The following is a 12,973-nucleotide window of genomic DNA, read 5'->3' as shown; positions in this document are numbered from 1 at the left end:
CAATAGAAGTTATAAAAAAGTTCAACAGTAAGGAAATAAGGTTATCTTTCAAAGTCAGGTAATAGAAGTAGAAATACCGGATATCATTATCTCAGGACATTTTGGGAAATTACCAGCAGGACCAAACATTAATGTTTGATTATCGATTTCATATGTTGATGGATGATTTAGACCGATATTTATTATTTCTTTGTATCTTTTCCTACCATAAAGTATATTTAAATTATTTTGAACGATATCTTTTAGCAGGTCTCTTTGTTCTAAATTCATTTTTTCGTTTTGCCAAATATCAAAGAATAATAAATTATTGATTTTTATTAGGTATTCTTTATCGAATCCCGTGGATTCTAGTGACATAAAATAATATCAACAAATTCTTGACATTTAAGATTATCGAAAACCTTTTAGAATGGCAGTAAAACAATAGTAGGTGTAAGTCTGTGTCTATTGAATATTGATTTTAAGCCCCCGCCCCCTTTCCCCTTCATTCTACCAGGGTGCCCGTCCCACTTTGCACAACTTGCCCTTGTTGTGTGGGAGCTGGCAGGCGCTATTGTGTTACCTTGTGGATGCATGGGTGTCCGACGGTCCGGGGGTACGAAGTGAATGTTGTATTACATGTACTCTGGACGTTAATTAGTTTGTCGTTTATAGTCGATAAATTTTGCAGATTCTATCGTGTATATGCGATAAAATCACTTAATGTTTACATACTGAATGAATAGTAATTAAATTGTGCAGACAGTGTCTGCACAATCTCAATGATCAAGTCGCCGCTTACAATATTCAGCAAACATCAATACCCTGCCCCATCCAGCGCATCATTCACCAGCTCGTCAATTCTCGCCAGTCGCTTGTCTGTCCGCCGAACATGCTTATGTTTGACAGAGCCGAATTTCTTGCTTACCGTCGACACCTTACCGAACAGCGGCTTTAAATTCACGGCCTTTACTCGGTACTGCCCGTTCAACTGCCTGACCAGCAGTTCGCTGTCACTATAATGCTCCACATCATCCTTGCAGTAGCGCACCGCCCGCTCCAGTGCCGTAATAAGCGCCCGGTATTCAGCCTCGTTGTTGGTGCTCTTCCCGATTTATTCAGACTTCTCCTTTATGGCATTCAAGTCGGTATCATATATCCCCAGTTCTGTAGTATTCCGACACATTTATGCATAATAAAATTCCATACACCTATCACACTTAAATTATTTAAATAATTATACTGTGATTAATCGAGAAGTTCATAATAATAATGATAATGCTAATAATAAATATTTGATTTTATCAATTAGTGAAAGTTTACATCAATATTGAAATTATGGAGTTATAAAATATGAATAAGAAAATAACATTGTCAACATTGTTTTTTTTCCTGGTGCTTACTACATTAACAGTCGCAGTTACTGCAACTAGTTATGCCGAAACAGAGCCAGAAGATGTGGGAACCGCAACTTCTACTTCTACAGTTCAGCCAACAGAAGAGGCCACTCCTACTATAACTCCTACTGCAACTCCTGATGCAACTGTGGAACCTAAAGAATACCTCATCAGAATCGCTAATTACATGTTCATACCTGTGGGAGACAAGGTAATAAAAGTAGGTGACACCATTCAATGGAGAAATTTCGAAGATACCAAGCAGTCAAGATACCTGGTTAATGAGAATGGCATATGGGAAGAAGAACAATATCTTCCTTATATGCGGTCTGTGAGCTATACATTCAATGAAACCGGTGTATATACTTTCTACCTTAAAGGTAGAGTGGAAAAAAAATTAAATATAACGGTAATTTCAGTGCCGATATCATCACCAGCCCCGGCATTAACACTATATGAGGTGTTAGGGGCAATTGACGCAACCGGAACTACTTTTAAGGCTACATCCATAGATAATCCGGCTGTTCTCTACTATGATCTGGAGGATAGAAATGGATACGGTTCAATTTCCTTTCCATTGTATGATAACTTATCCATACCCAATAGAAAACTGAACTATACAACTATACCCTGGGGGGATAATATTGGATGGGGTGGCAGTAAGTATGCTGTTGTATATAGCAGTTCATCCGAGTGGATCATTACAAAAAAACTTATTGATGAAGATCAGGATGATGATTATTTATTGAGAGTTGGTGAGACTCTGTTTTTACCAGGTGGTTGGAGTATTAAACCTCTTGAGATTGATGTCAATGAATCAGAGGCATGTATGTCAATTAGCAAAGATGGTGTAGAAGTTGATTCTAAGTTCGTGACGGTGGGTGATTATTTTATTAGTGCGACATACCTCGGTGGACCTCAAGAGAGTGAAATTATGAATTTCACTGTTGAGACAGTATTTGCTGGCTTTAATACCAATCTTGTAAAAATAAATAATATCGATCTAATATCAGCAGATATACTGGAAATCAAAAATAACGATACAAACCTGTATGATGGTTATGTTATCAAGACATCCAACAATCAAATAAATATACTGAATGACATTGATATACCCCTTTCAAAAGGAAATGCAAAGAATATTATCAGTGATCTCTTTTTAGTCAGGGTCAATGAAGCTGGGGATATGGCAGGACTAATTAAAAAAATAACAGAACCAGGTATTTATGAGATAGTAGGTGCTACTAATGCCTCAACCGGGACCATGTTAATGGCAATGTCAGCAGACAACCCGGCAGTTCTTTATTATGATCTGGAAGATAAGGTTGGATACGAATCCATTAGACTTCCATTCTACTCCAATTTATCCGTCCCAGTGGGAGAAATGAATTATACTACAATACCATGGGGACAAAATATTGCATGGGGCAGCAGTAAGTATGCTGTTGTATATAGCACTGCATCTGAGTGGATCATTACAAAAAAACTTATTGATGAAGATTCGAATGATGATTATTTTTTGAGAGTTGGTAATACTTTAGTTTTACCAGGCGGTTGGAGTATTACAGCTCTTGAGATTGATGTCGATGGATCAGAGGCATGGATGTCAATTAGCAAAGATGGTGTAGAAGTTGATAATGAGGTCGTGACAGAGGGTGGTTATTTTATATACAAAACAGACCTCGGTGGACCTCAAGAGAGTGAAGTTATGAATTTCACTGTTGAGACAGTATTTGCTGGCATGAACTGCAATCTTGTAAAAATCAATAATATGGATCTTATATCTACAGATGTACTGGATCTGAATAATAACGATGCTACACTATATGACGGTTATATCGTTAAGACATATCCAGATCAGCTAAGTTTAATAAATAATGATGATATCGGACTTTCCGAAGGTACCGTAACAAATATTATTGGCAATCTCTTTGCAGTTAAAGTAAATGAAGCAGGTAATCTCGGTGCACTGGTAAGAGAAGTGAAAGTTGAAGAATATGTATCACCAATTAAATATATCATTAAAGATGGAGTGATTTATGAGGGAGATGGATATCAGATAAATAACTATTTTGTTGAAGTATCAGATATTTTATTATTTTCCGGAGATTTAATGCCGGAAGTAACAATTTATCAGTTAAATTCAGATGGCTCATATGATGAATTAACTACTTCAACAACCTTAGTTGATGATAAAAGGCGTGTGAAATACCAAAATGGCTTAATTGAAATTATTGTGCAAGAAAAGAACTTAACGTCACAATATACAATTGTTGATATTGCCGCATCCGGTTTCACAGTAGAATATAAAAAATATGTGAGTGGAGGAGTTTCAAATGCACAATATTACACTTCTGGTCACTCCCCCTATTCCTACACGATGACACTACTTCAGGGGTGGAATCTTGTTTCAACTCCAATTATACCAGATTATCCAGATGTGGATACGATTTTCGGTAGCAATGAAGATGTGCTAATTCCTGTATATACCTGGAGTACTACCAATAAGCAATATTATGAAGTTAGCGAAATTGAACTGGGGAAAGGCTATTGGGTTCTTGCATTGAATGATACTTATGTAACCTTTAGCGGGACTCCTTACTTAGGATAGGAGCAGGATATGTCAAACACAATGCGCTTCGTCGCTCTTGTATTATTGTCGATCTTTTTCATTGGGTCATCAGTTGCAGAGTGGACTTTGCCCATATATGTAACTTCGCTGTCCTCAAATGATAATGATAATTCCCCACCGCCACCACCTGCTACTTATATACGTATTTTAGGGGTCAACATTAATGCCTCAGATGGGTTTGATAGGGACCTGGATGTTCCAGCCCCACCTCCCCCCCAGGATGATGCCCTTGACGTGTATTTTCCATGCAGCCATGAAGTAGTTAATCGGTTAGCAACAGATATAAAGCCTGATTTAAAAGGTGTTAGCTGGACTATGGAACTTACAGTTCCATCTGCTTCTGTTGTTCGCATGAACTGGAATGTCGAAGCCGTTCCGAAAGATATCCCGGTTATTATGAATACTGGAACTGCGCAGATAAATATGAAATCACAGGATTATACAACATTTGAAACTGGGACATATTCATTAGAAGTTATAACTCAAATTCCCCAAACCCCTAACGGAGGAGGGGGAGGAGCGGGAAGTGGAGGCTCTGGTGAAGCTTTTAAGAATATATTGATTTCAGAAACCAAAAGGGAATATGTGAATAAGGGTTCAATAGTGAGCTACAATTTTGATTTTGAAGGTAATATAGTACAATACCTCAATTTCACTGGTCTAAAAAATTCAGGCAAAATTGCTGCAAAGGTCGAGATATTGAACAACACCTCTACATTGGCAGATAGTGCACCATCGGATATAGTGTATAAGAACCTGAATATCTGGGTTGGAAATCTCGACTGGGCGACCTCAGAGAACATTGCTAACCCCATTATAAATTTCAAAGTAGAGAAGTCCTGGATCATTGATAACAATATCAGTAAGTCCACGATTTCATTGAATCGGTACAGTGATGGAATATGGAATCCACTTGAGACATATAGGATAGGAGAAGATGCAGAGTATTTATACTTTGAGACAAAAGTGCCTGGATTCTCACCCTTTGCAATAACAGGTAAGAAGGCTATGGGAGAATCCGGGGGTGAAGGTATTATTGTAGAGCCAACAGAGACTGCAAAGAAACAACAGGTCCAGGCACCAACTGAAAAGAACGGAATTCCTGCATTTAGTTTATTTGCAGGCGTTTCAGTCTTGTTGATCGTGATGCAAATATTGCGAAAAAATGACTGATAGGGTATATACCCGGTTTACATCAATACCCAGCCCCATCCAGCGCATCATTCACCAGCCCGTCAATCTTTGCCAGCCGCTTGTCTGTCCGCCGAACATGATGGTGTTTGACAGAGCCGAATTTCTTGCTTACCGTCGACACCTTACCGAACAGCGGCTTTAAATTCACGGCCTTTACCCGGTACTGCCCGTTCAACTGCCTGACCAGCAGTTCGCTGTCACTATAATGCTCCACATCATCCTTGCAGTAGCGCGCCGCCCGCTCCAGTGCAGTGACCAGCGCCCGGTATTCAGCCTCGTTGTTGGTGCCCTTCCCGATATATTCAGACTTCTCCTCGATAGCATTCCAGTCCTGGTCATAGATGCCGTATCCAATAGCGGACGGGCCGGGGTTACCCCTTGAGCCCCCGTCAGTTACCAAAAAGATCTTTTTAAATTTTGACATGATCCCTCTCTTAGTATTTGAGCAGCATAAACTTAAACACACACTCCATTATGTATTTGTAGCATAAACAATATTCTCAACATCACTGCCAGGAGGAATGACTACTGGACCTTGAAAAGATCGCACACGAACTCCGCACCTTTGAAGGAATCACACGAAAGAAACCCATAGCAGATATTGTCAACATCTTCGAGACAGTACGCGAAGAATACGGGGACTGTATAGTAGATTTCGGGGACGATGCAGCAGTCCTTGATGCAGGCACCGATGATGTGGTACTGTTCGCAGCCGACGGGATATGGGGTCGGCTCCTGGATGCCAGTCCCTGGTGGGCAGGCTACAGTTCGGTACTGGTCAACGTCAATGACATCTCTGCCATGGGCGGCAGGCCGCTGGGTATGGTCAATGTACTTGCCAGCAGCAAGAAAAAAGCATGTCTGGAACTGCTAAACGGCATCAAAGCAGGCATCTCCAAGTTTGGCATCCCGATGGTGGGCGGACACCTACATCCTGACACACCACATACATCGCTGTCTGTGGCCATTGTGGGCACAGCTAAAAAGGACTGCATTATACGCAGCGATACCGCAAAGACCGGGGATGTGATCATCGTGGCCTACGATATGGAAGGCCAGGTGGGCCCAAATTCTCCGTACAGCTGGGACACCACCACAATGAAGAGCCCTGCCGAAGTCAGGGAGAAATACCTGGTAATGCAGACCATAGGCGAGGCGCATGTCGTCAATTCAGGCAAGGATATCAGCAATCCGGGCACCCTTGGTACACTGGGTATGTTGCTTGAGACCAGTCATAAGGGTGCGGCAGTGGACCTGGAAAAGATACCTGTGCCTGATGGAGTGGACTTTATCCAGTGGCTCAAGATATATCCTGCCACTGGATATATTGTGACAGCCGCACCTGAAAATGCCAGTCGCTGTATCGAACTGTTCGAAGAAGTGGGTATTACCGCCTGCATAATCGGTGAGATCACTGATGATAAATGCCTGACTATGATACACAAAAATGACAGCTACCAGTTGTTTGATTTTAACAGGGATATTATCACAGGTATTACCCTGTAGCTTTGCGGGAGGTGCCGGTAATTCCTGATATTAAAGGTATAGCCAGGTCGACCCTGAAGTTCATTATTGAGGTTTCCCGTTCATCGGCACCTAATGAGTTTGCAGGGTTGATGCGGGCTGAGGAAGGTGTCATCAAGGATGTGATATTCCTGCCCGGCACAGAATCATCACAGGTCAGCGCCGTTTTGAGATTATACATGATGCCCAATCTCAGCATCGCAGGTTCTGTTCACAGTCACCCATCATCCAACACCAACCCTTCAAGGGCCGACCTTGCACTATTTGCCAGGATAGGAGATTACCACATCATTGTTGGTGCACCGTATAATATGCGTTCATGGCGCTGCTATAATGCGAACGGTCATTCCAGGGTGCTGGATGTGCTGGATATCGAGTTCGATGACGACGAAGATTTTGACATCCTCTGACCCACCTGGAACAGATAATACATATATATAATCCGTATAATTCTATATTTGATGCATTCGGTCAGGACATGGTTTGGGATTTTTTCAGTTGATGACGGGAAAATAAATTCCTGTGATCTTTATCCAAAAGATATAAAGGTGCTTGCAGGCCGGTTACAAGAGATGCCTGAGGTACTGGAATGCAATGAGGTCTGCGGGATTGAGATACGCAGCCTGGCAAAGGATTGGGGTTTTATCGCATCGGAAAATGAGTATGATGACCTGTTCCGTCAGGTGAACATAGAATATGCTATGATGCAGGTCACTGCATCAGGATCAGATGAACATATCCTTATCCGGTTCATTGATGCCCTGGATGACCTTGACAAGAACACCAATGCACTATCTGAGAGGTTAAAGGAACTATATGACCTGCATTTTCCAGAACTCAGGTTAAAGGGCGAGCCACTTGCCAGATTCATATCAAAGTATGGTGTCAGGAACGATATTTCAAACTGGAAAATCGAAGATGAAAAGATCCTGGAGCGGGCCAGGAACTCATCAGGAATGGAACTGCCAGTACCATGGGTAACACGTGTAACCGAACTGGCAACCACAGTTGCTGGATTATATGACAACAAGAATCGGATATCACTGGATATCGAGGAATATATGAACAACAACTTACCCAACCTTTCGGCCGTAGCCGGTGCCCACATCGGTGCCAGGCTGCTTGGCATTGTCGGGAGTTCAAAAAAACTTGCCAGTATGCCTTCAAGCACTATCCAGGTATTGGGGGCTGAAAAAGCACTGTTCAAACACTTAAGGGGGAATGCTCCCTCACCCAAACACGGTGTAATATTCCAGCATCCCCTGGTCAGAGAGTCCCCCTGGTGGCTGAGGGGCAAGATCGCAAGGGTACTGGCTGCCAAAATATCAATTGCTGTGCGTATAGATTATTATTCAGGGATATTTGATGAAGATATTGCCAAAGACCTGCAAAGGAAAGTGGATGAGCTGCATAAAAAATATCCCAAACCCAGGAGAAAGAGGAAATAAACCAATTTAAGTATACGAAGACTTTGTACTGTTAGTATGTGGATAGTTATTGCGTGATATATGTGTTTTATGCATCGTCTATATATAAAATTATGATTATGGGGCCTAACACAAAACTATTTTTTTAAAGGAATGTATTTATTGGTGTTTATGACTGCTATAACCACAGAAAAGATTGTTGAAATTCATGATTATATAATTGAAAAATTGGGGGGAGTAGGTGGTATTCTAAATTCAGGAACTATTGATTTCTTGGTATTTGAACTTGACAAGGGAGCCGATAATTTTGAAAAAGCGGCTATTGTTTTGAATGGAATAATAACAAGACACCCTTTTATGGATGGACACAAAAGAACTGCATTTCAAGTTGCAGATATTATTCTAAGAGACGAAGGTTATCATATACATACGGACAAAATTCAAATGTAAAAATTCTTGCTTAAAATTGCAAAATATGATTGCGAGATTGACGATATCAATAAATGGTTAAAAAAAAGATGTATACGACTCAAAAAGAGTAGACAATTACAATTGAGCCAAACGTACCATTAATTCATGATTATGATGCATACTTTCTTTAAGGTGCATTATTTCAGATTTGGTAAGTGCAGTAAAATTATACTCTTCTTCGTTTTTCATCGATTTTTCATTTGAAATTCCCATAGACCTACCTCCACGATTTTTTTTCAAACATTATTTGTATATATAATGTACTTTTTACACATTGTGTATATTGTGTATACATGTATCTATACAAACTATTCTATATGTTTGTTTCATGCACCCTTTGTTGATGCCCTGCTTTTCTAAAACGAAGTCGTTTTCTCACTTCAAGCAAGCATCAACAAACCTAATTGGGAACTCCTGGTAAGAAGTTGCATGCAAGTGGGAATAAACAGCCAGTGTATTTCCTGACATCAAGCCGTCATACATCTCTTTTATCCCTGTGCTCTTTCTCAGTTTAATCCCGAACTTTGCATTATCGGATATTATCAAAAGATTAATGATTAGAGAAAAAAATTAGAGAAAAATTAACGTTGATATATTGTTGAATCAGCGTTAATCGATATCTTTTTTTTTAAAATTAAAATGAAAAGAAGAATGTTTTATCTTCTCATCAATAGACATATAACTGTCAAAAGTCCTCCCAGTGCGAATACCACTCCGAATCCGGGTAATCCTTCGCTATCATCTCCGGATGCTTCTTCAGTGTGTGTATCTTTAATAGATACTTCTTCGGTAGATGCTTCTTCAACAGATGTTTTTTCAGTTGCAGATTCTGTCGACTCTGTTTCAGTAACCTCTTCAGCTTCAAGTGCAAGGACTAATGAATATTCTTTATCAGAAGATATCAACCGCTTATTTATCTCAAGATAAATATCCTGTGAAATGGATGAATTATACGATGTTCTGACTATCGCTCCATTATTAGCAGATATTTCTTCTGATGCTTTTACTCTATCCTGGTCATATATTATAACCTTAAACTTAGCATAACCTTTTGGAGTTATTGTAACATCCAGATTCTCACCGCTTTGCATAGATATTACATATATATCCTTGTCATCATCTCCATCATCTATTTCCAAATAGCCTTTATAATCTCCCGGAGTGATCTCAAGAGCAGTATCAAAAATATTTCCCGCATCTGTCTGGCTGTCTGCATCAAAACAATCCTCTATTGAGATATCCAGTGTGTACGAATACGGATCATCAGTAGTCCTTATTTCTTCCTGTATCTTCAAATAGAAAATATTTGAAGACTTTATAGAACTTGTTGTCCTGAAGACAGTTAATGTTCCAATTTCATCAGGAATCAAATGCTCTTTATCGAGCATTAATTGCTGATTTTCTTCATCATATAATGATAATTCCATTTTTCTATTAGCTGAACCGGACTCTACCGCAGGGATACCTGCCTTAATTATAAGCTTTTGCCCTGGTGTAATATTGATTATCTTATAATAATCCGGATTATCTTTTGAAATAGTACAGTCATAACTGACAGGTTCAATTTGAACTGCATTATTGAAACTATCTCCACCTTCCAGCAGGGATTCATCTGCACTGGCAATTACTAATGACCCAATAAGGAATATCCCTATCAATATCAATATACCAGGTTTGAACATTTCTATTGTTTTCATATATACCACATTTTATTTTTTGTATTATATAAATTACATAACATATGTACAAAATTATAATACAATTTTCTTATGATTAAATTTCTTCAATTCAATTGTTTATATATATTTCGTTTTGTGGAGACCGTTACATTACATGTTGGTATGATTTTTCCTTTGCATACTTTACAAGTAATGACATGAAAAATCTATTACAATTAGTGTGAAAAATCGCAAAGCTGCGCTTCATGAGTTGTGCGTTCATGCTTTGATCAGAATAGTTGCCAGTAGTACCAATAATGATAAATTGTATTCACCAACACGAATTGTAACGGTCTCGTTTTGTGTGGTTGTTACATCTTATCCCTGGGTAAAAATGTAATGGATGAACTATTATGATCAGGCCGATGACCTGACGAAAAACAAAAACGAATATCAAAAGCAGGATGTTTCGGACTTGTAGTCCAGGGTGTGTCACTTCAAGCAAGTATCCACAAACCTGATCGGGAACTCCTGGTAAGAAGCTGCATGCAAATGGGAATAAACAGCCAGTGTATTTCCTGACATCAAGCCATCATACATCTCTTTTATCCCTGTGCCCCTTGTCAGTTTAATCCCGAACTTTGCATTCTCCGGCAGGTCGATGATCTCTGAATGATGGAACTCATGCCCCATGAACATGTTATCTTTATTGCCTGCCGGAGTATCCTCAATAAAACTGCCATGGCTGTAACTTACCACCCTGGTATGCCCCATCAATGTCTTGCCTGGCAGTGCGCCCACCATCTGGTGTTCCCCTTCAGGCATATCTGCACTGCGGTAGGACGATGATTTGATCTTTCCAGTGATGAGTGCCTGGGTCAGGTACATAAGCCCCCCGCATTCTGCAAAGATAGGAAGACCTGATCCGGACATCTCTTTGATGTCGTCTCGCATTTCCTCGTTGGCAGCCAGTTCGGGTGCAAATAATTCGGGGTATCCCCCACCAATATACATGCCGTCCACATAAGGCGGGTGTGCATCGTTCACCGGACTGAAATATTCCAGTTTTGCACCTGCCATCTCAAGCAGGTCCAGGTTGTCCCGGTAATAGAAATTGAATGCTTCATCCAGCGCTACACCAATAACCGGTTTTTCAGCTATCGGTCTGGGAATGAATACACGGGATTCGGGCTTCTCAAGCGGTATTGCGCACCCGGCAATGTCGATCAGCGTATCGATCTCGATCCCTTCCCTGATGATATCCCTTATCCCGTTTATGCGCTGGTCAAAATCATCCAGTTTGCGCCGCCCCTCCATTACAGGGATAAGCCCCAGGTGACGCATACTTATATTCATGGATTCATCGCGTTTTACCTCACCAATGACCGGGGTCTCTGTGTATGTCTCTATAGCCTCCCTGGCCTTACGCGAGTGCCTGACCCCACCGATATTGTTCAGTATTACGCCTGCAATATTGACCTCAGGGTCAAAGGACTTGTATCCCATTACCAGTGCGGCCGCACTGCGGGTAATACTGCGGGCATTGATGACCAGGATAACAGGACAGTCCAGTATCTTAGCTATCTGTGCAGTACTTCCAATATCATTTAAGCCCTCCAGTCCTTCATACAGCCCCCTTACCCCTTCGATAACAGCAATGTCCGCACCGCCTTCATAGTCGATGCCGTGATGAAACACTTCCAGTACTATGTTCCTGGACATGAGGTGCCCGTCCAGGTTGCGGCTGGGACGGCCCGAGACCTCTGTATGGTAGCTGGGGTCGATATAGTCCAGCCCAACCTTGAAAGGCTGTACGCGCATTCCCCTATGACTCAGTACCGATATCAGGCCGGTGGAGATGGTGGTCTTACCGCTGGATGAGCGATCACCTGCTATAAGTATGCGGGGAATGTCCACTAATTCCCTGCTCTGTTCCGGGTCATTCATATAATAGGTCAAGAGACTCTGAAACTATAAATTAATATTTGTTGGGGCTATTTAGAACGTATGAAACTGGCTGCACTTACATCTGGCGGGAAGGATTCTATTTATGCTATACAGCTTGCGATCCGGGAAGGGCATGAGATAACCGACCTTGTGACAATTGAACCGGATAGGGATGATTCCTACATGTTCCATTCTGCAAATATCCATATGGTTGACCTGATATCCAGGTCGGCTGGCATCCCGCTGACTACACGAACCACCCGGGGCTTAAAAGAGAAAGAACTGGAAGACCTGGAAATAGCTTTAGGGCATCTGGATGTTGAAGGGGTAGTGGTGGGGGCTATCGAATCCGAATACCAGGCCAGCCGTGTCAGGCGTATATGCAATACACTGGGTATTGAGATGGTGGCACCACTATGGCACATTGAACCGGAACTGTTGATAAGGGATATGGTCCGGGTCATGGATATTATGATAGTGCATGTGTCTGCCATGGGCCTGGATAAAGAATGGCTGGGCAGGACCATTGATAGTACTGCGATTGGTGCGCTACTCGACCTTAACCGGCGATATGGGATACATATCTGCGGTGAGGGTGGTGAGTATGAAACGCTTGTACTGGATGCTCCATTATACAGGTCAAGGATCGAGATACTTGACGCCGGGATTATGTGGGAGGGGGACAGGGGTATATACCAGGTGAAGGATGCACGACTTATGAGTAAATGAGGTGGCTTTCTAATT

The 12,973-nt window shown here is 41.2% G+C and carries 13 protein-coding genes; 7 read left to right on the top strand and 6 right to left on the bottom strand.

Annotated elements, in window-relative coordinates:
• Positions 1-54: 54 nt before the first annotated feature.
• Both HF974_06070 and HF974_06065 read right to left on the bottom strand, forming a co-directional pair.
• Positions 55-357 carry a hypothetical protein gene (locus tag HF974_06070; GenBank protein ID MBC2697902.1) on the bottom strand — a complete coding sequence of 101 codons (303 nt, stop codon included), beginning with the start codon at positions 355-357 and terminating at the stop codon, positions 55-57.
• 439 nt (positions 358-796) lie between these two features.
• Entirely contained in the window at positions 797-1,093 is a 297-nt protein-coding gene (locus HF974_06065; protein MBC2697901.1) for a reverse transcriptase-like protein, read from the bottom strand.
• Between the two features lie 239 nt (positions 1,094-1,332).
• Here HF974_06065 and HF974_06060 point away from each other — a divergent pair, with 239 nt between their 5' ends.
• Both HF974_06060 and HF974_06055 read left to right on the top strand, forming a co-directional pair.
• Positions 1,333-3,987, top strand: coding sequence for a hypothetical protein (locus HF974_06060; protein ID MBC2697900.1), 2,655 nt, complete (start codon positions 1,333-1,335; stop codon positions 3,985-3,987).
• Between the two features lie 336 nt (positions 3,988-4,323).
• Positions 4,324-5,181: a PGF-pre-PGF domain-containing protein gene (locus HF974_06055; protein ID MBC2697899.1), complete on the top strand. Its 858-nt coding sequence runs from the start codon at positions 4,324-4,326 to the stop codon at positions 5,179-5,181.
• 22 nt (positions 5,182-5,203) lie between these two features.
• Here HF974_06055 and HF974_06050 read toward each other — a convergent pair whose 3' ends face one another.
• A complete protein-coding gene (locus tag HF974_06050) occupies positions 5,204-5,626 on the bottom strand; it encodes a ribonuclease HI family protein (protein ID MBC2697898.1) in 423 nt (140 codons plus the stop codon).
• A gap of 104 nt (positions 5,627-5,730) precedes the next feature.
• Here HF974_06050 and HF974_06045 point away from each other — a divergent pair, with 104 nt between their 5' ends.
• From HF974_06045 to HF974_06030, 4 genes are all read left to right on the top strand, one after another.
• Positions 5,731-6,708: a methanogenesis marker 2 protein gene (locus HF974_06045; protein MBC2697897.1), complete on the top strand. Its 978-nt coding sequence runs from the start codon at positions 5,731-5,733 to the stop codon at positions 6,706-6,708.
• A gap of 20 nt (positions 6,709-6,728) precedes the next feature.
• Entirely contained in the window at positions 6,729-7,136 is a 408-nt protein-coding gene (locus tag HF974_06040; protein ID MBC2697896.1) for a metal-dependent protease of the PAD1/JAB1 superfamily, read from the top strand.
• Between the two features lie 51 nt (positions 7,137-7,187).
• On the top strand, positions 7,188-8,174 hold the full coding sequence (locus tag HF974_06035) for an rRNA biogenesis protein (GenBank protein MBC2697895.1): 987 nt from the start codon (positions 7,188-7,190) through the stop codon (positions 8,172-8,174).
• A 150-nt stretch (positions 8,175-8,324) separates the two neighbouring features.
• Positions 8,325-8,603: a type II toxin-antitoxin system death-on-curing family toxin gene (locus HF974_06030; protein ID MBC2697894.1), complete on the top strand. Its 279-nt coding sequence runs from the start codon at positions 8,325-8,327 to the stop codon at positions 8,601-8,603.
• Between the two features lie 96 nt (positions 8,604-8,699).
• On the opposite strand, the gene HF974_06025 is transcribed toward HF974_06030, so the two are convergent.
• The 3 genes from HF974_06025 to cfbB form a co-directional block, all read right to left on the bottom strand.
• Positions 8,700-8,837, bottom strand: coding sequence for a hypothetical protein (locus HF974_06025; GenBank protein MBC2697893.1), 138 nt, complete (start codon positions 8,835-8,837; stop codon positions 8,700-8,702).
• A gap of 443 nt (positions 8,838-9,280) precedes the next feature.
• Positions 9,281-10,321 (bottom strand): PGF-CTERM sorting domain-containing protein, encoded by a 1,041-nt coding sequence (locus HF974_06020; GenBank protein MBC2697892.1) that lies wholly within the window; start codon positions 10,319-10,321, stop codon positions 9,281-9,283.
• Between the two features lie 453 nt (positions 10,322-10,774).
• Positions 10,775-12,229 carry a Ni-sirohydrochlorin a,c-diamide synthase gene (cfbB, locus tag HF974_06015; protein ID MBC2697891.1) on the bottom strand — a complete coding sequence of 485 codons (1,455 nt, stop codon included), beginning with the start codon at positions 12,227-12,229 and terminating at the stop codon, positions 10,775-10,777.
• Between the two features lie 60 nt (positions 12,230-12,289).
• Here cfbB and HF974_06010 point away from each other — a divergent pair, with 60 nt between their 5' ends.
• A complete protein-coding gene (locus HF974_06010) occupies positions 12,290-12,958 on the top strand; it encodes a TIGR00289 family protein (protein ID MBC2697890.1) in 669 nt (222 codons plus the stop codon).
• Positions 12,959-12,973 lie beyond the last annotated feature (15 nt).

Source organism: ANME-2 cluster archaeon (genome assembly GCA_014237145.1).
Lineage (GTDB): Archaea > Halobacteriota > Methanosarcinia > Methanosarcinales > Methanocomedenaceae > Methanocomedens_A.
The sequence above is the reverse complement of the archived record's forward strand: the minus strand, read 5'-3'. Positions and strand labels throughout refer to the sequence as shown.